The organism is Pseudoalteromonas sp. AWH4_217, from assembly GCF_056161105.1.
The window spans coordinates 53,491-76,163 of the sequence record NZ_JBSWYM010000005.1 but is presented as its reverse complement, the minus strand read 5'-3'; the positions used below and the strand labels follow the sequence as shown (position 1 = coordinate 76,163).

The following is a 22,673-nucleotide window of genomic DNA, read 5'->3' as shown; positions in this document are numbered from 1 at the left end:
TGAGTAATTCTTTTCTCATGTTCGTTACAAAAGCCACGATAGTCCTTGTATTACAACCAAAAGTTGCAATTTAAGGGACAATGTTGCACACTTGCGCCATTTTTAACGGAATAGAATTAATCGCATGAAAAAAATAATATTAATACCCATGGCACTGACCGTACTGGCTGGATGCTATTCCACACCCAAAGCACACAATGATATGGTCAGATTGAACAGCTCAGAGGTCAACGAAGAGGCGCTCAAGCTGGAGCTTGCTTTTGGCAAGGCAAGCACACACGTAATGCCTCATGAAGGTGGAATGGACGCGGATAGCGAGTCGAAAGGACTGAATTCTGCCAAACTTTCGTTGGGTTTCGGGCTTGAGCTCGATGCCATCATTGCAAGCGATACCAGTTTTGGGATCAAATACCAATTTTATGGTAAACATCGTGAACATGCGCAAAGCGGTGACTGGAGTCATGCAATGCGGTTTGGGTTTGTCACGAACAAAGACGACGGTACCACCAACAGAGAGACTACCTACCGACACTGGGGACTTGATAAGCAACTGCTGGATGTGTCCTTTATAAGTGGGTACAGGATTTCACCACAGCTTCTAGCCTATGGCAGCGTCTTTTATCAAACTGGTGATATGGAAATTATTTACTGTGCGGAGCGAGAGGGCTGCAATGCAGATGTGGCCAATAAAGTGCTAGACTATGATGGATATAACTACGGCCTGAGCTTAGCCATAGAACATGCCTTTTCGCCCAGTTGGCATGGTACATTAGAGACAGTCTACCACCATTCCAGCTGGTTTGACCGTAGCAACACCGAAATGGGTATCAATGTGAGCCTCGCCTATCGGTTCTAAACAAACCCTGTGTGCTTATATTAAAGTGCATACAGATAAATTCAGCGTGATAAGGTTGTGTTGCCTGGTTTCGCTGAATGACCCCGATTTTTCAAAACTCCTTCTTGCTTTATCCTAAAAAGCTCATCCACATAGACGCCTTGTCGGCAGATAGCTTTGCCATTAACGTGTTCAAAAGTAGGCTCCGGAAACACTTCCTTTGCATACGTCTCATTGTACATCACTGTGCTATATTCGATTACCGGGCTGAATTTTATATTTTTCAATGACTTAGGTTTCACAGCTTCTTCGTATTCATAAGGAGTACCGCAATAGGCCCAGCCCCCCGACTGTGTCTTATAAACATCAAAATACTGGTACTTTTCGTGGTATATTTTCCCGGCATGCTCTGAGACAAATAACAGTACATACTTATATTTTGCAAACGCAGGAGTGCCGTAGTGATCGTAGGCTTCAAACGAGATTACGTCGGAATTAAACTCCCCATGGACTTGCTCCAGGACTTTGTATTTCGCTATGAATGCGCCATCCATGTGGATCACATCATCGCTCACATTGGGCTCAAACTGATAGAAGTCCACCTGCTCCCCAACAAATGCAAATATGCCGCTTTCACTCTTTATGCTCGCTGTGGCAAACACGTTAAGAGAAATCAGCATTAGGGAAGTAAATAGTATTCTCAACCTATGACTCCTGATGACCAGTAATCGTTTAATGATAAGAGCACGAGATTCAGGCCATACCCGAAGCAGTCGCCCCCTCACTCCAAAACATTTAATTATCACAAAGAACAATAACCTATCACCAGCTCATCAAAGGCTCAAGCATATTCAGAGCACAAAAAAGCCGTTTAGGTTTCCCTAAACGGCTTTTTCAATGCAAACTTTAAGCTTAGTTGAACAGGGCAGTCGCCTTGGCAACCACGTTCTCAACTGTGAAGCCGAAGTGTTTGAACAGCTCAGCCGCTGGTGCCGACTCACCAAAGGTGCTCATGCCAACTACCGCACCGTTCAGACCAACATACTTGTACCAGTAGTCTTCGATACCCGCTTCAATCGCAACACGACGTGTTACCGCAGCTGGCAATACAGACTCTTTATACTCAGCAGACTGTGCATCAAATACATCGGTAGATGGCATAGACACTACTCGAACACGCTTGCCGCTGTCACGAAGTTGTGCAGCTGCTTCCACAGCCAGTTGAACTTCTGAACCGGTTGCGATCAGGATAAGCTCTGGCTCACCGTCACAGCTCAGTACATAACCACCTTGCTTAATGGCTGCAACCTGCTCGTCACTGCGCGCCTGTTGCTCAAGTCCCTGGCGGGTAAATACCAGCGACGTAGGACCGTCTTTACGCTCAATAGCCTGTTGCCAGGCAACCGCTGATTCAACCTGATCGCACGGGCGCCAGTTGACCAGATTTGGTGTCATGCGCATGCTTGCCAGCTGTTCAACCGGCTGGTGGGTCGGGCCATCTTCACCCAGACCAATTGAATCGTGGGTATAAACAAAGATGCTAGGTTGCTTCATCAGTGCAGCCATACGTACTGCGTTGCGCGCGTATTCCATGAACATCAGGAAGGTGGCACCGTAAGGAATAAAGCCTTTGTGCAAAGCAATACCATTCATAATGGCCGACATACCGAATTCACGCACACCGTAGAAAATGTAGTTGCCTGAGGCGTCGTCTGCTGTCAGGCCTTTAGAACCATCCCATAGTGTCAGGTTAGAGCCTGCCAGGTCTGCAGAGCCGCCCATAAACTCAGGCAACAGCGGGCCAAATGCATTCAGTGCATTTTGTGATGCTTTACGGGTTGCAGGGTTGGCTGGATTAGCCTGGAGCTGTGCAATGTACTCAGCACTTTTCTGTGCCCAGTCAGCAGGTAACTCACCTTTAGTACGACGCTCAAATTCCGCTGCCAGTTCAGGATAATGCATCTGGTATTCTGTGAACTTAACCAGCCACTCACTCTGAATTTGCTGACCATGTGCAGAAGCATCCCATTTTGCGTAAACAGACTCAGGAATTTCAAACGCCTCATGCTCCCAGCCAAGGAATTCACGAGCTGCTTTGATTTCGTCATCACCCAGAGGTGCACCATGGCAATCATGGCTGCCCGACTTGTTTGGTGAGCCGTATCCAATGACTGTTTTACAACAGATAAGCGTTGGCTTGTCTGATTCTGCACGTGCAGCCTCGATAGCCGCTGTGATTGCGTCACTATCATGGCCGTCGACACCCGCAATTACGTGCCAACCATATGCTTCAAAACGCTTCGGCGTGTCGTCGCTGAACCAGCCTTCAACTTCACCGTCGATTGAGATGCCATTGTCATCCCAAAATGCAATCAGTTTACCCAGACCCAACGTGCCAGCCAGTGAACAGGCTTCGTGAGAAATACCTTCCATTAAACAGCCATCGCCCAGGAAAGCATACGTGTAGTGGTTTACAATATCGTACTCGTCGCGGTTAAACTGAGCTGCCAGCGCCTTTTCCGCAATTGCCATGCCTACGGCATTGGTGATGCCCTGCCCCAACGGACCTGTGGTCGTTTCAATACCAGGAGCATAGCCATACTCTGGGTGACCTGGCGTTTTGGAATGCATTTGGCGGAAGTTTTTCAGTTCATCAATAGATAGATCATAGCCAGACAAATGCAACAGAGAATAAATGAGCATGGAGCCATGGCCATTTGATAAAACAAAGCGGTCACGATCAACCCAGTCAGGATTATTGGGGTTGTGCTTTAAATAATCGCGCCACAATACCTCTGCGATATCGGCCATACCCATTGGGGCACCCGGGTGACCGGATTTGGCCTTTTGAACTGCGTCCATGGACAGAACGCGTATGGCATTTGCAAGTTCTTTGCGAGATGGCATGAAGTCTCCTACCTTTTATGTCTTTTGAGTGGCAAATCTGTACCTATAATACCCGTGTAGCGACGTTGTCATGTATGCCGGATGTGAGGCAACTTAAAGTGTGACACGTCAAAGCTGCAGGTAACTCGATTAGAAAATTGGTCCCCATTCTTACCTATTAGGGTAACCACTGCAATTAAAAATCAATGAAATCTCGGGCTACTCGCGGACTTTTTTACTGCGTTTTTTGCAAAGGTTTAAAATTAGACGTCTAGGCGTAAAAAAGCTATGCAGCCGAGCGTGTTTTCGATAATATATCGCTCTGATTTTTTCGCGCTATTCCTGTAGTTTGTGAAGCGCAATATTTGTGAGCATAAATACAATGGCAAAACATTTATTTACTTCTGAATCTGTTTCTGAGGGTCATCCGGATAAAATCGCCGATCAGATCTCTGATGCGGTACTAGATGCTATCCTTGAGCAAGATCCAAAAGCACGTGTTGCGTGTGAAACTTACGTTAAAACCGGTATGGTCATGGTCGGTGGTGAAATCACTACCAGCGCCTGGGTTGATATCGAAGAATTAACGCGTAAAACGGTACGTGAAATCGGCTACACCCACTCAGACATGGGTTTTGACGCGGACTCGTGTGCAATCCTGAACACCATTGGTAAGCAGTCTCCTGATATCAATCAGGGTGTTGACCGTACTCGCCCAGAAGAACAAGGTGCGGGTGACCAGGGTCTGATGTTTGGTTACGCCTGTAACGAAACAGACGTTTTAATGCCTGCACCAATTACCTATTCACACCGTCTGGTTCAACGCCAGGCACAAGTACGTAAAGATGGCACTTTGCCTTGGTTACGTCCTGATGCTAAGTCTCAGGTTACTTTTGCCTATGAAAATGGTAAAGCGGTTGGTATTGATGCCGTGGTTCTGTCAACTCAACACTGTGACTCTGTGTCTCAGGATGATCTGGTAGAAGCAGTGATGGAAACCATCATCAAGCCGGTACTGCCAGCAGAGCTTATCACTGAAGCAACTAAGTTCTTCATCAACCCAACTGGCCGTTTCGTTATCGGTGGCCCTATGGGTGACTGTGGTCTGACTGGTCGTAAGATTATCGTAGATACTTACGGTGGTATGGCTCGTCACGGTGGTGGTGCGTTCTCTGGTAAAGATCCATCAAAGGTTGACCGTTCAGCCGCGTATGCAGCACGCTATGTTGCTAAGAACATTGTTGCAGCAGGTCTTGCCGACAAATGTGAGATCCAGGTGTCTTATGCCATTGGTGTTGCAGAGCCAACCTCTATCAGTGTAGAAACCTTCGGCACGGGTAAACTGGAAGAAGCTCGCCTGATCGACTTGATCCGCGAACATTTTGATCTGCGCCCGTACGGTCTGATCACAATGCTGGACCTTGAGCGTCCAATCTACCAGCCTACTGCGGCTTATGGCCACTTCGGTCGTAACGAGTTCCCTTGGGAAGCAACAGACAAAGCTGAAGCACTTAAAGCTGCGGCTGGTTTATAATTGTAAATCATTATTTACAGAAAAGGCGCCTGAAGGCGCCTTTTGTTTAGAAATTCAAAATAATTAATTCCCTGAGATCAAAAACTCTTCAATATCTTCTTTGATATCCACATATTCATCGTCATGAATATTTAATACAATCATCACCTTATCTTTAAAAGCGTGCCAGTCCGCACAGTTACGAAAGTACTTCCCTTCAAAGGCGAGGTTTTCAGCCAATTTTAGAATAGCAAACGCTTGCTGCTCACTATCTTCGTGTTCTTCGTCCAGATATTGAGGATCATGGTGACGCAAAATGATCTGACACATTGCCTTTGGAATATTCCATGAGCTGGCCAGATAGTAACCCACCACCGCGTGGTTAGTCGGATATAGCTGCTCCTCATAACAAGCTAATGTATATTCAGGTCGCTGTATCGCACGAGTCATGACTTCCTTATAATTGTCATAGCGCATGGCCATCGCGGGTATACCTGCATCATGAAACAAGCCGAGCAGCTGTAAGTTTTCTACCGGAACATTGGCGCGTACCCGCTTGCCGATTAGCATGGCTATCTGAGAGATATCAATGGCATTGTCCCAGAATCGTTCTAACGAGATACAACACAGGCTTTGGTCAAATGCTTCTTTAAGCAAATAGCCAGTCACAATCTGGGTGATGCTATTAAGGCCCAAAAACATCACAGCCTGTTTGATGTCTGACACCGTTCTGGACATGCCGTAGGCAGGAGAATTAATGACTTTTAAGACGGCGGCAGAGGTTGCGACATCCTGTGAAATAATATTAGCAACGCGATTGAGCTCGGGCTCCTCACTGTTAAGTTCATTCTGGATATGCTCCAGAATTTCAGGCTTTGCTGGCAGGTTGAACCCGGAGCGTAACTCCGCCAGTGTTTTTTCATCGATATTGAGCATAACAGCAAACACATCAGGCTAGTTTGATTTTAGTGTAGACGATATATACACGATGATCATTCGAACGGGCAGGTATTTCCGGGTGTAAGGGCCCAGGGTTCCATGCTACCCGGATGCGTCTTCAATAAATTATATAGCGCATTAAACGAAGCCCGGGTATTACGTAGTGCAACTTTATCAGTAAACCATTGCGGTGCCTCGCCCTGAATGTCAGCTGAGATGTGGTAATCGATATAAACTGCGTTGTCTTGCTCCGTCAGTACCCATTGCACCATGACAGGCTGAATACGAATAACACCCTGCTCAGTTGGGTAATCTGAGACAGAACGTATCTTTAATACATAGCTTTCTTTGGACAATTGCAGCAAACAGGCATGTGTCACCATGTCTCGTTTACGAAGCGGCCAGGGTAAATCAAAGTGCGTCAGAACCCGTGTCTGATTAGGTGCAGGGCGCGACAAAATCGTCACTGTGCTGACATGTTTCACCCATAAAGGAACGCGCTCGGTGTCGTGTAGCAAGTTGATCACAGACTTAGCATTAAGCCCAGGCCACTTACCGGTTACACGTATCTTCAGAGGTTGCCCAGAAGGCTTATGGTAGCTTATCGACAGCAAAGTTGATTGGTACCAGGGCAGCCAGAGCTCGGGGGCTTGCCGACTGTAGCCAGGCATCGCATAAGCGGCCAGCCACAGTAGCAAACACAAACAGGCTAAACCTTGCTTATCACCAGTAGGGTTCACTGTTTAACGATGCCTGACGACTTTGCTCCATTGCACTGACGAGAAAATCGGCTTTTTGTTGCAACCAGACTAAAATGTCCTGCAGCGCTTCATTGGGCTGACCCTCGCACAGCTGGCGCAAATAGAACAAGGTTTCTAGCTCATATATACCGTAGACAATATCGACCCATGGGGCTCTGAATGCCTGACGGGTTTCTTTATCGTACAGTTTGCCCAAACAATGACCACTCAGTAGCATGTTTTCCAGCGGCTGACGACACGCCAGATACTCTTTGACTGTCATAGCACTGTCTGGGGGGAATAGCGTTGTTAGTTTATTCCAGTCATGGTCATAAGCTCGCTTAGCCAACGCCTCAACCGGGCTTTGCGCAGCCGTGATGGCATTCTGATCCCAGTTTTTACGCCAGGATTTGTCCAGTAACCAACGGGTCAGCGCCAAAATCAAGCGGTTATATCGCGAACAATGAAACAAGTCTTCAATGTCTGTCACCGTTGGCTGAACGTCTTTCATGTCCGTGATCACCTGAGCCAGTTCAGGCGCATTGGAGATCCGCTTATAATAGGCGTGCCGCTTCGACGTATAGGTTTTCAGGTGGATGGCATTCTCCACCCAGCCCAATTCTGATAAAAGCCACTTAAGCTCTTTACGCAAAAACTCTGTTGAAGACTTATCGACAAACTCTTCAAAGAGCCAAAATGCGTGCCGGATCAGACTGATCCCATCTATCACACGCTTGAGCGTTTTAAGACTTGGTGCGTCCAGGTAACACTGCTCATGCTTTTGGACAAACTGAATACCATGGTTGACCGTTGCTATCAGCGCCTGCTCCTGTGAGCAGCCCCTGGGCAATTTGATGACACCCAGTGTTTTATTGGCCTTCAGTGGTTTATCGTCGGCGAGACGATAACCTCTGGCCGCTTTGGAATACAATCCAAGACGCAAACCTATGTGCTGCAACAAGTGATCAGCCAGCAGGAACAGGTCATTTTTATCGCCTTCCACAAGCTCGATCTCAAGCTCAGAAATAGGCTCTACCGAACCTTGCGCACTGATCTCGCCTTTATCAAGAACGACTTCAATTTCGCTGCCTGCTTCGGTTTCAATCAACCAGGTACGGCGGATAAAGTTAGTACTGAAGATCGGGAATAAATTACTGGCAATCGATTCAAGCTGCACACCCATAGGCCAAATATTGCTATCAAAGGCATGAATATCAGGTCGACTGCCCTTGATTGGTAAATTGTATTCAGGACGTTGATGTAACCCACCCACCACTTCACCGGCCAGCTTTATCGTCTGCTCACATTCGTCATCGTTACAGCGTGTTCGCAAACCTATATCTAATGCACGTAACTCCCGACTGGGTGTGTCAAAATAAGCATTTTTCAGGTTTTTAGCAGGTTTGTTGCTGACTTTTTTAGCAAACTGGGTGATTAGGGCTGGGATCAGCGGAACTTCATTGTCTGAAACCAAAAATTTCAGTTCTATCTCAGTGTCCATCAGGAGTGTGATTTACCTATGTAATTTTAGAACCCACAAAATATACAAAGGGTCCGCACTTTGCAAACCTTTTAGTAATTATTAGCGCATTATCACCACCATTACCAACCGGTTCCGTGAATTACAGGTGTAAACGAGCGCGCACACGACGTCACGCCTCGACACGTTTATCCGCAAAAAAACGACCTGCAAGCGGATTATGGACAAAACCTGCCCCTTGCCTTTGTGTTGGGAAATCCCTACTATTTTGGTAACTTTATAAAGATATCAATATTTAAGGCCTGCGAATGCTGAAAAATATCGCTTTGCCGCTGCTGCTGTCTGTGCTGTCTCTGAGCGCAATGGCGGAGCAAACCGACCTGCAAGATGAGCCCACGGTGGCGCAGTCAGCAACCGACAATAACGGTTATATTGTCGACGACTTATACCTATTCATGCACACCGGTCCCGGCAAGAATTATCGAATCCTGGGCTCGGTCGAAGCGGGTACCCCGATCACTATCCTCAACTCAGAGCAAGACGACTTTGTTCAGATAAAAGATGACAAAGACCGCGAAGGCTGGGTACAAAGTCAGTTTGTCACCTCTGAACCAGGGTTACGCCAGAGACTAGAAAGTGCTAACCAGGCCCTGAGTGATAATAACGCGCAGCTCAATACCTTACAGAGCAGAATTCCACAGCTTGAGCAGGCCAACTTACAGCTACAGCAAGACAACACAGCACTGAAAAGTAACATCACCGAACTGGAGCAGGCCCTGGAAGCTCAGGTACAGGCGAGCCTGAACAAAGCGCAAACAGAGCAACATATGTTGCTAAGTTATGGTGGCGGAATTGGTATCGCGGGTATTTTAATTGGCGTGATACTCACCCTGGTACTTTCAAGGCGTAAGCGCTACGACGGCTGGGCGTAAAAGGTCCGATAAAATATACGCGTAAAAAAAGGCCTTCCGGCCTTTTTTTTATACCAATTTGCTTAATTAAGTGTTCTATTTTGAGGCGAGAAAATAGGGTCGATAACCAGGCGAAAACTTTGCTATTTAGTTATTCTAAATGAGAAGTTTTCAACGCCGTTAGCGCCATATTTGCTCCTTCAAATTGAACAGGCATTAAGTGAAATTGGTATTACTTGCCTTCTATGGCAAGTAGCTCAACTTCAAATATCAATAGCGACCCGGGGGCAATCTTTCCTGCTGCTCTGTCCCCGTAGCCCAGATCCGGCCCGATAAAAAAGCGAAACTTATCGCCGACCGTCATCAATTGTACGCCCTCCGTCCAACCTGCAATAACCTGATTCAGACCAAAACTGATTGACTCACCACGTACCACTGAGCTGTCAAATACGGTACCGTCCAGCAAGGTGCCATGGTAATGAACTGTCACCTTATCTGTTGGCCCTGGATGAACTTCCCCGTCACTTTTGGTTAATATCTCATACTGCAAGCCTGAGTCGGTCGTGGATACTCCTGATTTCTGGCCATTTTGCGCCAGAAATTCAGCCGCTTCAATACGGTTACCTGCCGCCGCCTGTTTTTGCTGTTTACCATTTTTAAAAATGAGCCAGCCCAGCACGACGATGACCAGCACGAGAATAATATTGGTTGTTGACATAGTGACTACCTAAAAATTATGAAAGATCTTTTTCTTGTTCGCTGGCCGCTTCGCCCTCGGCGTCTTTATCGTCGCCATTCACCACATCGGCGATTTGCTGCAAGCGCGCCAATGCCAGCGCATTAATACTCTGATCCGGATACTGACCATTGGCAAGCGCCCCGGCTTCACGTTGCATCAGCAACGACAGCGCCTCATCCACGGTTGCCACGGCATAAATATGGAATCGGCCTTGCTGGGCTGCAGCCAGCACCTCGTCATCCAGTACCAGGTTGATCAGATTTGAGCGAGGGATGATCACCCCCTGACGCCCCGTCAGGCCGCGCATTTTACACAGCTTAAAGAAACCTTCGATTTTCTCATTCACTCCGCCGACAGCCTGCACCTCACCGTGCTGGTTAATGGAGCCCGTCAGCGCCAGTGACTGGTCGATAGGAAGCTGAGTTATGGCAGAAATAAGGCCACACAGCTCCGCCAACGACGCGCTGTCTCCGTCAATAAAACCATAACTTTGTTCGATGGCAATGTTGGCGCTCAGCGTCAGGCTAAAGTTTTGCGCATATTTATTGCCCAGGTAACCGGTCAGTAGCATAACCCCTTTAGAGTGGATCGACTTGCCTAATTCGGCTTCTCGTTCCACGTCTATCACCCCATCGGCACCGGCATACACAGTCGCGGTGATCCGCGCCGGCGTACCAAACGCGGTATCGCCGATGTGTAGTACCGTCAGACCGTTGACTTTACCGACTGCCTCGCCTTCTGTGGCGATCAAAGTATGGCCTTCTTCAATGTCACTGAGCATGTTCTCACTGAGCTGGCCGGTGCGGTATTGCTTACCTACTATGGCTTCGTCGATATGCGGTGCATCGATTTCGCTAAGGCCGTCCTGCTTGGCGTAATAACTGGCTTCTGCCACCAGCTCAAGCACATCCGCAAAACGTGCCGAGAGTTTGTTCTGGTGCTCAGCCTGGCGATAACTAAATTTCAGTAACCGCGCCAGTGCTTCTCCCGTTAAGGTACACTTAAGTGTCTGCTCGCAGTACTCCTGCACTTTAGTGACAAACTGATATTGCAGCCGATCGCTATCGGGCAAATAGTAATCAAAATCCGCCAGCACCCGGAATAGTTCGCCAAATTCTTCGTCGTACTCCCCTATGGTGTAATACAAATCACGCGAACCCAGCAGGATGATCTTCACATCCAGCGGGATCAGCTGAGGTTTCAGGGTAAAACTGCTGCCCACCGAGCTGTCCTGATAGGGCAAATCATTTTTAATCTGGTGCGTTTTTAAAGACAGTTTAAGCCCATCCCAGACCTGAGCATTGGCCAGCACTTTGTCGGCGTCCATGATCAGGTAACCGCCGTTGGCGCGGTGCAGGGCACCCGGCTGAATAGAGCGATAACTGGTGATCAGGGTGCCGTGCGCATTGGCATACTCAATTTTGCCGAAGATGTTACCAAAAGTCGGGTTAGGCTCGTACACCACAGGCGCCGCCTGCCCTTCTTTGAACTCGACCAGGATATTAGGGGCAAAGAAATCGCTCAGCATGCCCTTGGCATCAAAGTCATCTTTATTTTCGTCTCCTGCTGCACTGTCATCGTCCAGCCAGTCGAGCACGGCATCGACGATTTCGACCCGCAGATCTTTAAGATAACGAATGACACCAATGTGACTGGCATACTTATGTTCCAGTGCCTTTAGCAGTGGTTTGGTTGCTAATTCAATGGTGGTTTTTTTCAGTTCCCGAAGCTTTTCAGAAGATTCCCGCTTCCAGCGCGGCAACTCGATCAGCGCTTCTATCAAACAGTCTTCAAGTTTTTCAATGGCATCAAAAAAGTGTTCCTGTACAGCTTCTTCCAGTGCCATAAATTCTGCGTCATCAAGCGCTTTGCCATCCACTACAGGCGCAAAACTCACGACCCCTTTTTCTTCCATCATGGCAACGCTTTTCTTAGCCGCAAGCTCTTCCACCGCGCTCAGTGCAGCGTTGTATTTATTGTCAAAGTCTCTGTCCAGCGATTTCTTCTTGCGCTGATAACCCGGGTTATCAAATGCCGCAGGAAACGTGTCCACCACTTCATCTAAGAAGGAATCAATGTCATCAGCCAGTACTTTGCTCTCACCGGCCTGCATAAACAAGGCAATGGGCTCTCTGTGGTCGTCGTAGTTATTGACGTACAACCACTCTTTGGGGGTCGGACGGGTTTTGCAATGTGCCTCGAGTTTATCTTTGACCATAGTAAAACGACCTGTTGCCGCTTCACCCATCACAAACACGTTATAACCCGGCAGTTCCATACCTAGCGCAAAATCCAACGCACTTTGCGCCCGATTTTGACCTATGAAAGGCAAAGGGTCCGGATAAGGATTCTGCATGCAAGTGGAGATGTGTGGCAAAGACACACTGGGAGCCAGCTGTTCGCTGCTCAAAGGCTTAATGGTTTTCGTCATTCCTAACTTCTTTCTCTTGGCCGGCCGCACAACTGTCTCATGCGGGGCTGTGATTAAGGGGTAAGTGCCTTACGAGCAAACTCACCGTGCCCACATTCGCTGCACGACGGAATTTCCAACGCATAATAGACATTCGTTTTATGGCCACAATTTTTACATACTAATTGCCCCAATGCTATCCATTCCCCTTGTTTGTAGATGCCATCGTGTTGAAAGTCCTGCACTAATGCCTGCCACTCAAGCTGAGTTCGATCCTCCAACTGAGCCAGTTCATACATCACACTGGCCTTAAGCTCTTCCCAGGCCACATCATCATAGTGGTCTTTGTGTTCACTCAGGTGAGCCAGGTCGCGCTTCAGATAATAGCGATAATCCGCCAGTTTATCTTTTGAGAGCTGCTTAATTGCCGCCTGTGCGTCCATAAACTCTTGCACCCATTTTTTTAGCTCATGCTCTTTGACATCTTTCAGCCACACCGAAAAGTCATCCAGCCAGCGCTTGTAATCCGCCATGTTTACCTCCCGAGTCACGCAATTTCACAACACTTTTAACTTACCTCTTCTTCAGTATAGTTCAGCTGACGTCACAGTCCTGAAACAAATCACTGCGATAGCGCCAATTTGCTGTAATAATTCCGTTGTGAAGCGCTGTGATCAGCGCGTTTTTTCGGGTATGCTATCGGCAATTTTCAAATTAGTTTGCAAGAAGTCTGGAAACGTCAATGCAAGAGCAATATAACCCGCAAGAAATCGAACCCAAAGTTCAATCCCATTGGGAACAAAACAACAGCTTCAAAGTTGTTGAAGACGAATCAAAAGAAAAATACTACTGTCTGTCTATGTTCCCATATCCAAGTGGTCGCCTCCACATGGGTCATGTTCGTAACTACACCATAGGTGATGTGGTCTCCCGTTTCCAACGACTCCAGGGCAAAAACGTGATGCAACCTATGGGTTGGGACGCATTTGGCCTGCCTGCAGAAAATGCTGCGATCAAGAACAATACGGCACCAGCAAAGTGGACCTACGAAAACATAGATTACATGCGTAACCAGCTTAAACTGCTAGGTTTTGGATATGACTGGGATCGTGAAATCGCGACCTGTCACCCGGATTACTACAAGTGGGAGCAATGGTTCTTCACTAAGCTGTACGAAAAGGGCCTGGTCTACAAAAAAATGTCAACGGTAAACTGGGATCCGGTTGACCAGACGGTACTGGCCAACGAGCAGGTCATTGACGGCCGTGGCTGGCGTTCAGGTGCCATCGTTGAGCAAAAAGAAATTCCACAGTGGTTTATTAAGATCACTGACTACGCGCAGGAGCTGCTGGACGATCTGGACCAGCTTGAGCACTGGCCTGAGCAGGTGAAAACCATGCAGCGTAACTGGATCGGTCGTTCAGAAGGTCTGGAAATCGACTTTAAGCGCGCCGACAACGATGAGCAGTTCACTGTTTATACAACGCGCCCGGATACCTTTATGGGTGTGACTTACGTGGCTGTGGCAGCGGGGCACCCGATTGCTCAGGAAGCGGCAAAAAACAATGCAGACATCGCTGCGTTTGTTGAAGAGTGTAAAAACACCAAAGTAGCCGAAGCCGACATGGCTACCATGGACAAAAAAGGCATCGCGACTGGCTTTTACGCTATCCATCCGCTAACCGGTAAGCAGGTTCCTATCTGGGTTGCTAACTTTGTCCTGATGGATTACGGCTCAGGTGCTGTCATGGCCGTACCAGGTCACGACCAGCGCGACTACGAATTTGCCAGCGCTTATGGCCTGGAAATCAAACAGGTTATTGCTCCGGCTGCCGACAGCGAACTACAAGCTGATTTAAGTGAAGCGGCGTTTACCGAAAAAGGCGTATTAATCAACTCAGGTGAGTTTGATGGTCTGGATTTTGAAGGTGCCTTCAACGCCATTGCCGACAAACTGGAAGGCATCAATGCCGGTAAGCGCAAGGTCAATTTCCGCCTGCGTGACTGGGGTGTAAGCCGTCAGCGTTACTGGGGCTCGCCAATTCCAATGCTGAACAAAGCAGACGGTAGTGAACTTGCTGCGAGCGAAGACATGTTACCGGTCCGTCTGCCAGAAGACGTAGTAATGGATGGCGTGACCTCACCAATTAAATCAGACCCTGAGTGGGCCAAAGCAACCGTCAATGGCGAGCAGGTTTTCCACGAAACAGATACCTTTGACACCTTTATGGAGTCATCCTGGTACTATGCGCGCTACTGTAGCCCACGTTACGATGAAGGCATGCTGGAGCCGGGCGCAGCAAATTACTGGCTGCCGGTTAACCAGTACATTGGTGGTATTGAGCACGCTATCCTGCACCTGTTGTACGCGCGTTTCTTCCACAAACTGCTGCGCGATTTTGGCTTGGTTAATTCCAGTGAGCCGTTCGAGCGCCTGCTGTGTCAGGGCATGGTACTGGCAGAGACTTACTACCGCAAAGATGAAAAAGGCGGTGATATCTGGATCTCACCTACCGACGTAGAAACCGAGACCGACGACAAAGGCCGCATCACTAAGGCGTGGCACAAAGACGACGGTGAGCCGGTATTCTCTGCGGGCATGAGCAAGATGTCTAAGTCAAAGAACAACGGTATCGACCCACAAGTCGTTATCAAGCAATACGGTGCCGACACCGTGCGCTTGTTTATGATGTTTACTGCACCACCAGAGCAAACGCTGGAATGGTCTGATTCGGGCGTAGAAGGCGCACACCGTTTCTTACGTCGTGTCTGGAAATTTGCTGTCGATGTGAAAGCCGCCGGCACCGCCGAACTGGACCTGAGCGCACTGAACAGCGCGCAAAAGACACTGCGCCGTGAAATCCACAAAACCATCGCTAAAGTGACTGATGATGTTGAACGTCGTCAAACCTTCAACACCGCCATTGCCGCGATTATGGAGCTGTCGAACAAACTGGCCAAAGCGTCACTGAAAGACACGCAAGACATCGCACTGGCCAATGAAGCGTTGGAAGCCATGATCATCATGCTGGCCCCTATCACGCCGCACTTGTCTCACGAGCTGTGGGAACAACTTGGTAAGCAAGGCGATGTGTTGGATGCACGCTGGCCACAGGTTGACGCGGCAGCCCTGGTTGAAGACGAAAAACTGATCGTTGTTCAGGTCAACGGTAAATTGCGTACTAAGTTAACTGTAGCAGCAGACGCAACTCAGGAGCAGATTGAAGCGCTGGCCTTTGCCGATGAGAACGTACTGAAGTTTACCGACGGTAAAACCATACGTAAGAAAATCTACGTACCGGGTAAACTGTTCAATGTGGTAGCCAACTAATGGCTACCCTGCTGAATACACCTTTATTCAGTATGACAAGACGCTGGCATGTTATCATGCTGGCGTTGTTTGCCTGTGTGGCCTTGTCAGGCTGTGGGTTTCAGTTAAAGAAAGCCTCTTATTTACCTGAAGATCTCAGAACCTTGTATCTGAGTGGTAATGACAGCAAGTCGGCTTTGTATACCAGCCTTAAGCAAGAACTCAGACGTGCTCAGATCACACTCTTGCCGTCACCGAAGCTCGGCAATGGCCAGGATGCAGTAGAGCTGCACCTTTACCAGGACTCGCTCGAACGTCAGACACTCAGCCTGTTCAAAAATGGTCAGGTAGCGCAGTATGAGTTGGCCTATAGCGTCCGATATCGCCTCACTCGCCCGGGTTCAGAGCCTGTCGAGCAGGAATTTGAGCTTTACCGCACCTATCAGGATGACCCGGACAATGCACTGGGCAAATCTCAGGAGCGAGAGATCATTCTCAGTGAGCTGCGTCAGCTGGCCAGCCGCCGTATTATTCGCGAATTATCTCAACTCTAATGCGTTGTTATGCAAACCAATTAGCAGGCCAGCTAAAACAGGGCCTGCACCCGTTCTATCTGATTTTTGGTGAGGAGCCTTTTCAGGAAGCCCAGTGTGTTACCTCAGTGCGCCAGGTTGCCAAAAATCAGGGATTCGATGAAGTCATAAAATTCAGCCTGCTACCCGGGTTTGACTGGCAGGAGCTGGTGAATCAATACAACAGCATGTCACTGTTCAGTGCCAAAACACTCATCGAATTTGATCTCAACCAGCAAAAGCCGCCGACGCAGGGCGTAACCATTCTGAAAGAACTGGCTGCGCATCCAAATCCAGACGTGATCCTCATTCTCAAAGGCGCTAAGGCCGCTCAGGAGATTCAGCGCAGTGCCTGGTTCAAAGCACTGGACAAGCAAGGTTTGTTTGTGCCCTGCTATGCACTGACCGGATATCATTTACAGCGCTGGCTGGATGATGAGTGTAAACGGCTTAAGCTGAACTTGCATAATGATGCAAAACGCAGCCTGCTGCAGGCAACCGAAGGGAACCTGCTCGCAACTTATCAGGAGCTGGAAAAACTATCGCTGCTGTATAAGAACGCGCCCATCGATCAAGAAAAGTTGCTCAGCGGCCTGCTTAATCAGGCAAAATTTGACATCTTTGACCTCAATGATGGATTACTGCGCGGTAACCCTCGTACGTTGATCAAGGTATTAAACAAACTGGCACACGATAACGTAGAACCCGCAAGTATTGCCTGGACGCTACACAATCAAGCCCAGTTGCTGTTAAACCTCAAACACCTGATCCAGGCTGGTACACCAACGCCCGATGCGTTCAAAAAGCACAACGTCTGGAAAAATCAGCAACAAAACACTCAACAGGCACTCGACAGACTCAATACCGCTCAGCTTGAGCAACTACTGGTGCTGCTGGCTGAATTCGACTCTGCCTACAAGCGTAATATTCTGGTTGCGCCTTACCAGGCGCTGGCACACATCGCATTGAGCTTTTGTCAGTCGTTACCGTTTTCTCTGCCCTATCAGGAGCAGCTATGATAGCGCTGTTTGGTGGCACCTTCGACCCGGTCCATCTGGGTCACATCAATATGGCCACACAGTGTGCCAACACGCTGGGTTTGTCTGAGTTACGTTTTCTGCCCAATGCCCTGCCGGTGCATAAACAGGGTCCGGACGTCAGCACAGAAGACAGGCTGGCCATGTTGCAGTTGGCCACAGCTCATGACCCAAGATTTACCATAGACCGTCGTGAACTGGAACGCGATACGCCTTCATACTCTCTGCTCACACTGCAGGAGATAAAAGCCGAATATCCGCAACGTGCCATCGTGTTTCTGATGGGAATGGACTCATTCAATAGCCTGGATAAATGGTATCGCTGGCAGGAAATCGTCACACTGTGCCATATTGTGGTATATCAAAGGCCGGGGGATGCCTTTGCACCGTCAGAGGCATTACAGGATTACCTCAGAGGCGCGCGTTGCACAGAGCCTGCCCAACTTAGCGCTCAATTAAGCGGCCTGTGCTATTTTTTACCGGGCCAGCCATTTAATGCTGCGTCCAGTACCATCAGAAACGCGATAAAACACCGCCAAGTGGTTGAACCTTGGCTGAATAATACAGTCCTAGAGTATATTCAGGCACATCAATTGTACCTAAGCAATCGCGACAACACATAAACCCGGCAGAGATGGACGTGTAACCCCAGTTACAGACTTGAGTTTCCCCCCGCTAACCGTGTTACAATTGCCGCTTATTTGTAGCAAAGAGACAGAGATTTGGATTCAAAACAATTACTAGATTTTGCCTTAGACAAAGTCGATGACATGAAAGCCCGCGATATTGTTCACCTTGATGTAAGAAATACCTCTTCCGTCACTGATTACATGGTTATCTGCTCTGGTAACTCCAAACGCCACGTGCAATCAATTGCCGATCATGTCGCAAAAGAAGCGCGCCATGCCGGTGAAACACCGCTGGGCCAGGAAGGTCAGGACACAGGCGAGTGGGTGTTGGTCGATCTGGGCGATGTGGTTGTCCACGTCATGCAAGATCAGACGCGTGACTTCTATGACCTAGAAAAACTCTGGGGTTAATGTGAAGATCCAGCTCATTGCAGTCGGTACTAAAATGCCTGGCTGGGTCGAGACCGGCTTTAAGGAATACCAACGGCGCTTTCCCAAGGACATGCCGCTGGAGCTGATTGAAATCTCCGCCGGTAAGCGGGGTAAAAATGCAGATATAAAACGCATTTTACAGCAAGAGGGTGAAAAAACCCTAGCCGCGATCCCCAAAGGTAACCGCATAGTGACACTAGAAGTAACGGGCAAGCCCTGGGACACCCACCAGCTGGCCGGTAATATGGAAAAGTGGCAACTCGATGGTCGCGATGTTAGCTTGCTGATAGGCGGACCTGAAGGCCTGGCGCCGGAATGTATCGCCGCTTCCGAGCAAAAGTGGTCGCTGTCCAATCTGACACTGCCGCACCCACTGGTGCGCATTGTGGTAGCAGAAAGCCTGTATCGAGGCTGGAGTTTGAACAATAACCATCCTTATCACAGGGAATAGTCACCATTATGCTCAATCACAGGCCGACGATCCGCGACCATAGCGCAGAAGCAAACCTGTTTGCGCGTCGCGCCTTTATTGGCTTTGTATTCGTGGTTACTCTGATCGGTATCTTACTGCACAATGTGTATAAGTTACAGGTTACTGAGCACGAAACCTATCAGACTCGTTCTAACGACAACCGTATTAAAGTCATTCCGGTCGCACCAAACCGAGGGTTGATATACGACCGTAATGGCATCATCCTGGCCGAAAATCGCCCCGTTTACAATCTGGAAGTGATCCCCGAAGACGTCGAAGATCTCGACACGGCGTTGACCCGGGTCCGAGCCCTGATCAACATCAGCGATCAGCAAGTGGAAGAATTTCGTAAAGACATACGTCATAATCGTCGTTTCAAAAGCCAGATCCTCAAAGGTCGCTTGAACGAAGAAGAAGTGGCCATTTTTTCGGTCAATCAGCATAAGTTTCCCGGCTTCAGTATTGAGGCCCGGCTGGCTCGCTACTACCCCTACGGCGATACTCTAACCCACGCGCTGGGTTATGTTGCCAAGCTGAATAAAAAGGAGCTCGACGAGCTCGAGTCTGAAGGCCATGCCAGCAACTATCGCGCAACCCGGGATATCGGCAAACTGGGCATTGAAAAGTTTTACGAGTCGCGACTGCATGGCGTAGTCGGCTCACAACGTGTTGAGGTCAATAACCGTGGCCGTATCATTCGCACTTTGGGCGTCGAACCACCGCAGCCCGGTGAAGATCTCGTCCTGACCATGGATATTGGCCTGCAACAGATAGCCCAAAAAGCGCTGGAAGACGTGCGGGGTGCCATTGTAGTGCTCGATCCCAAAGACGGCGGTGTGCTGGCCATGTACTCCAACCCCAGCTATGACCCAAACCTGTTTGTCCATGGGATCAGCAGCAAAGAATATCGCGAGCTGCTTAATCCCGACAGACCACTGATTAACCGAGTTACTCAGGGTCGCTATGCACCGGCCTCGACGGTGAAGCCACATCTGGCCATTCTGGCACTGGAAGAAGAGCTGGTGACAGAACAAACCAAACTCTGGGATCCGGGCTTTTTTCAGATCCCCAATGTCGACCACCGCTGGCGTGACTGGAAGCGCTGGGGGCATGGTCACGTGGATGTTTATAAAGCCATTGAAGAGTCATGCGATACCTATTTTTACCATACCGCTTATCAGCTTGGCATCACCAAGATCAGTAACTTTATGAGTCAGTTTGGCTTTGGCGACCTGTCCGGTATTGATATCTACGAAGAAACGGGTGCCATTATGCCCACCACAGACTGGAAGCGTCAGCGCTTTAAGGAGAACTGGTGGCCTGGTGATACCATTTCAGTCGGCATTGGGCAAGGTTACTGGACTGCCACACCAATCCAAATTGCCAATGCAGTATCCATTTTGGTTAACAAAGGGGCACACAGACCGCCACACCTGGCACAGGTCGCCCGCCATGACAATGAAGTCACACAAATGTACACCGATGAAAAGCCGCCTGTGGTTTTAAAAAATCCGGACCATTGGCGTATTGCGCTAGAGGCGATGCACAACACGGTTTATAAAACCACCGGCACGGCCCACAAAGCATTCAAAGGCGCAACCTATGACCCGGCAGGGAAAACGGGTACAGCACAAATCGTCAGTATTGCCCAGGGCGAAGAGTACGACGCAGAAAAATTACAAGAGCGACACAGGGATAATGCCATTTACACCGGATTCGCCCCCTATAGTGACCCCCGTATTGTGGTCGCCATTGTAGTTGAAAACCAAGGTGGTGGTTCAGCCATCGCAGCCCCCATCGCACGGCGCCTTATGGACTATTATTTTGCCACTTACCCCAGTGACACGGAGGGACAATGAGCCCGTTAAATCAACAGCGTACCATCTGGCACAGGCTGCATATCGACTTGCCGCTGCTGCTCGCTATGCTGGCGATGATGGTCGGTAGTATCACCATTGTCTACAGTGCCAGTGGCCAGGATATGGATATGGTGGTGCGCCACAGCAAACGTATGTTTGCCGCCTTTGCGGCCATGCTGTTAGTAGCCCAGCTGTCTCCCAATACCTTAAAAAGGCTGGTGTTTCCCATGTACACCATTGGCCTGCTGATGCTGATTGCCGTGTTGTTTGTCGGGGTCAGCAGTAAAGGCGCACAGCGCTGGCTGGATCTGGGCATTACCCGTTTTCAGCCATCCGAGATCATGAAAGTCGCAGTACCTATGATGGTTGCCTGGTACATTGGCCGCCACCATATGCCGCCGCGCTTTATCCACATAATTGTTGGCTTTGCGATTGTGCTGGTGCCAACCTTGCTGATCAAAGAACAACCCGACCTGGGCACCTCTATACTCATCGCCAGCTCAGGGATATTTGTGCTGTTTCTTGGCGGGCTCAGCTGGAAGCTGATTGGCTCCGGTGTTCTGCTAGCCATTCCGGGCGGATTTGCGCTGTGGCATTTTGGTATGCATGCCTATCAAAAGCAGAGAGTACTGACCTTTTTAGACCCTGAAAGTGACCCGCTGGGCTCAGGCTATCACATTATACAATCAAAAATTGCCATAGGCTCAGGCGGCATAGAAGGCAAAGGCTGGCTACAAGGTACCCAGTCGCAATTGGAGTTTCTGCCCGAGCGTCATACTGACTTCATCTTTTCGGTGTTAAGTGAGGAGTTCGGGCTCACCGGTGTGGTCATTTTACTGAGCCTGTACCTGTTTATTATTGGCCGTGGCCTGTACATTGCTGTAAATGCGCAAGATGCCTTTAGTAAACTGCTGGCTGGCGCACTGACGCTCACCTTTTTCGTATATATTTTTGTTAATATTGGCATGGTATCGGGTTTGCTTCCTGTTGTGGGAGTACCGCTCCCCTTGATCAGTTATGGCGGCACCTCCATGGTGACCCTGATGGCCGGATTTGGCATTATCATGTCGATAGCCACAGATAAGAGGATGTTATTGAAGTGATGAAGAGGACGTTTAAACAAGCCGCACTGCTCGGTTTCGTTGTCGTATTAAGCGCCTGTAGCAGTCGCTATCATGTGAAGCAGGATAAAGCACCATTGCGCGCGCCCACAGAGCTGGAGATGCAAGATGCTCTGGTGACAAGCGAGGCCAAAAGTGTCAGCGCGGGTCGCCCGTACGAAGTACTGGGCAAGCACTACACACCGATGTCAGATGAAAAAGGCTATCAGGCACAAGGGACTGCATCCTGGTATGGACATAAATTCCATGGTTACTACACCTCCAATGGTGAAGTATTCAACATGTTCGACATGACCGCAGCCCATAAAACACTACCTTTACCAAGCTTTGTCCGTGTAACCAATGTCGAAAATGGCAAAAGTGCCATTGTCAGGGTAAATGATCGTGGGCCCTTTCACGATGACCGCTTGATAGACTTATCCTATGCCGCCGCCTATAAACTGGGCTTTCACCGTCAGGGTACAGCACAGGTTAAGATAGAAGCCATTACCATAGCGCGCGATACGCCCAGGCTAACCTATGTGCAAGTCGCAGCCGCCAGCAACATTGAAAATGTGCAGGCGCTGGCTAGTACTTTGTCGCAGCAATTTCAGCTCGCCGCGCCAATCGCCTTTGAGGACAATTTATACAAGCTGAGACTAGGCCCGATCACCGACGATAACACGGCGCAGAAACTCTTAGAAACATTACGCCAGGGTGAATTTAATCGCGCCTTCTTGCTTTACACAGAACATGAACTTTAAAATATTCAGTATTGACATTTAAACATGCCGATCAACAACCAAAAA

Annotated in this window: 20 protein-coding genes; 12 read left to right on the top strand and 8 right to left on the bottom strand. The window is 48.9% G+C overall.

The window, feature by feature from the left end:
- Positions 1–124 precede the first annotated feature (124 nt).
- Entirely contained in the window at positions 125–856 is a 732-nt protein-coding gene (locus ACXAH1_RS07220) for a hypothetical protein (protein WP_475195290.1), read from the top strand.
- Between the two features lie 41 nt (positions 857–897).
- Here ACXAH1_RS07220 and ACXAH1_RS07215 read toward each other — a convergent pair whose 3' ends face one another.
- Both ACXAH1_RS07215 and tkt read right to left on the bottom strand, forming a co-directional pair.
- A complete protein-coding gene (locus ACXAH1_RS07215) occupies positions 898–1,539 on the bottom strand; it encodes a hypothetical protein (protein WP_475195288.1) in 642 nt (213 codons plus the stop codon).
- Positions 1,540–1,747: 208 nt separating this feature from the next.
- On the bottom strand, positions 1,748–3,742 hold the full coding sequence (tkt, locus tag ACXAH1_RS07210) for a transketolase (RefSeq protein WP_475195287.1): 1,995 nt from the start codon (positions 3,740–3,742) through the stop codon (positions 1,748–1,750).
- A 361-nt stretch (positions 3,743–4,103) separates the two neighbouring features.
- Here tkt and metK point away from each other — a divergent pair, with 361 nt between their 5' ends.
- Positions 4,104–5,255: a methionine adenosyltransferase gene (metK, locus tag ACXAH1_RS07205; RefSeq protein ID WP_125716201.1), complete on the top strand. Its 1,152-nt coding sequence runs from the start codon at positions 4,104–4,106 to the stop codon at positions 5,253–5,255.
- 63 nt (positions 5,256–5,318) lie between these two features.
- Here metK and ACXAH1_RS07200 read toward each other — a convergent pair whose 3' ends face one another.
- The 3 genes from ACXAH1_RS07200 to ACXAH1_RS07190 are packed head-to-tail and all read right to left on the bottom strand — an operon-like array spanning position 5,319 to position 8,414.
- Positions 5,319–6,170, bottom strand: coding sequence for an HDOD domain-containing protein (locus ACXAH1_RS07200; protein WP_475195280.1), 852 nt, complete (start codon positions 6,168–6,170; stop codon positions 5,319–5,321).
- 56 nt (positions 6,171–6,226) lie between these two features.
- A complete protein-coding gene (locus ACXAH1_RS07195; protein WP_475195276.1) occupies positions 6,227–6,913 on the bottom strand; it encodes an START domain-containing protein in 687 nt (228 codons plus the stop codon).
- Positions 6,897–8,414: a CYTH and CHAD domain-containing protein gene (locus ACXAH1_RS07190; protein WP_475195273.1), complete on the bottom strand. Its 1,518-nt coding sequence runs from the start codon at positions 8,412–8,414 to the stop codon at positions 6,897–6,899. Before ACXAH1_RS07190 ends, ACXAH1_RS07195 begins: the two co-directional genes overlap by 17 nt.
- Before the next feature lie 287 nt (positions 8,415–8,701).
- On the opposite strand from ACXAH1_RS07190, the gene ACXAH1_RS07185 reads away from it, so the two are divergent.
- Positions 8,702–9,325 (top strand): TIGR04211 family SH3 domain-containing protein, encoded by a 624-nt coding sequence (locus ACXAH1_RS07185; RefSeq protein ID WP_475195270.1) that lies wholly within the window; start codon positions 8,702–8,704, stop codon positions 9,323–9,325.
- Between the two features lie 211 nt (positions 9,326–9,536).
- Here ACXAH1_RS07185 and ACXAH1_RS07180 read toward each other — a convergent pair whose 3' ends face one another.
- Genes ACXAH1_RS07180 through ACXAH1_RS07170 form a run of 3 tightly spaced genes read right to left on the bottom strand, consistent with a single transcriptional unit; the run spans position 9,537 to position 12,986 of the window.
- Positions 9,537–10,022: an FKBP-type peptidyl-prolyl cis-trans isomerase gene (locus tag ACXAH1_RS07180; RefSeq protein WP_475195268.1), complete on the bottom strand. Its 486-nt coding sequence runs from the start codon at positions 10,020–10,022 to the stop codon at positions 9,537–9,539.
- A 16-nt stretch (positions 10,023–10,038) separates the two neighbouring features.
- Positions 10,039–12,474: a Lon protease family protein gene (locus ACXAH1_RS07175; protein ID WP_475195266.1), complete on the bottom strand. Its 2,436-nt coding sequence runs from the start codon at positions 12,472–12,474 to the stop codon at positions 10,039–10,041.
- Positions 12,475–12,527: 53 nt separating this feature from the next.
- Positions 12,528–12,986 (bottom strand): zinc ribbon-containing protein, encoded by a 459-nt coding sequence (locus tag ACXAH1_RS07170; protein WP_138552175.1) that lies wholly within the window; start codon positions 12,984–12,986, stop codon positions 12,528–12,530.
- A 209-nt stretch (positions 12,987–13,195) separates the two neighbouring features.
- Here ACXAH1_RS07170 and leuS point away from each other — a divergent pair, with 209 nt between their 5' ends.
- The 9 genes from leuS to ACXAH1_RS07125 all read left to right on the top strand — a co-directional run bounded on the left by leuS (position 13,196) and on the right by ACXAH1_RS07125 (position 22,628).
- A complete protein-coding gene (gene leuS / locus ACXAH1_RS07165; RefSeq protein WP_475195262.1) occupies positions 13,196–15,784 on the top strand; it encodes a leucine--tRNA ligase in 2,589 nt (862 codons plus the stop codon).
- A gap of 32 nt (positions 15,785–15,816) precedes the next feature.
- Positions 15,817–16,317, top strand: a complete 501-nt coding sequence (locus tag ACXAH1_RS07160) for an LPS-assembly lipoprotein LptE (RefSeq protein WP_138552190.1) — start codon at positions 15,817–15,819, stop codon at positions 16,315–16,317.
- Complete coding sequence (holA, locus tag ACXAH1_RS07155) at positions 16,317–17,354, top strand: DNA polymerase III subunit delta (protein WP_253043687.1); 1,038 nt, start codon at positions 16,317–16,319, stop codon at positions 17,352–17,354. Before ACXAH1_RS07160 ends, holA begins: the two co-directional genes overlap by 1 nt.
- Positions 17,351–17,995 (top strand): nicotinate-nucleotide adenylyltransferase, encoded by a 645-nt coding sequence (gene nadD, locus ACXAH1_RS07150; protein WP_475195257.1) that lies wholly within the window; start codon positions 17,351–17,353, stop codon positions 17,993–17,995. Before holA ends, nadD begins: the two co-directional genes overlap by 4 nt.
- 99 nt (positions 17,996–18,094) lie before the next feature.
- Positions 18,095–18,412 (top strand): ribosome silencing factor, encoded by a 318-nt coding sequence (gene rsfS, locus ACXAH1_RS07145; RefSeq protein ID WP_054014211.1) that lies wholly within the window; start codon positions 18,095–18,097, stop codon positions 18,410–18,412.
- 1 nt (position 18,413) lies between these two features.
- Entirely contained in the window at positions 18,414–18,884 is a 471-nt protein-coding gene (gene rlmH, locus ACXAH1_RS07140; RefSeq protein ID WP_138552171.1) for a 23S rRNA (pseudouridine(1915)-N(3))-methyltransferase RlmH, read from the top strand.
- 8 nt (positions 18,885–18,892) lie between these two features.
- On the top strand, positions 18,893–20,764 hold the full coding sequence (gene mrdA, locus ACXAH1_RS07135; protein ID WP_475195254.1) for a penicillin-binding protein 2: 1,872 nt from the start codon (positions 18,893–18,895) through the stop codon (positions 20,762–20,764).
- Complete coding sequence (gene rodA / locus ACXAH1_RS07130) at positions 20,761–21,867, top strand: rod shape-determining protein RodA (RefSeq protein ID WP_475195251.1); 1,107 nt, start codon at positions 20,761–20,763, stop codon at positions 21,865–21,867. Before mrdA ends, rodA begins: the two co-directional genes overlap by 4 nt.
- On the top strand, positions 21,867–22,628 hold the full coding sequence (locus tag ACXAH1_RS07125) for a septal ring lytic transglycosylase RlpA family protein (protein WP_475195249.1): 762 nt from the start codon (positions 21,867–21,869) through the stop codon (positions 22,626–22,628). The genes rodA and ACXAH1_RS07125 overlap by 1 nt, the downstream gene beginning before the upstream one ends.
- Positions 22,629–22,673 lie beyond the last annotated feature (45 nt).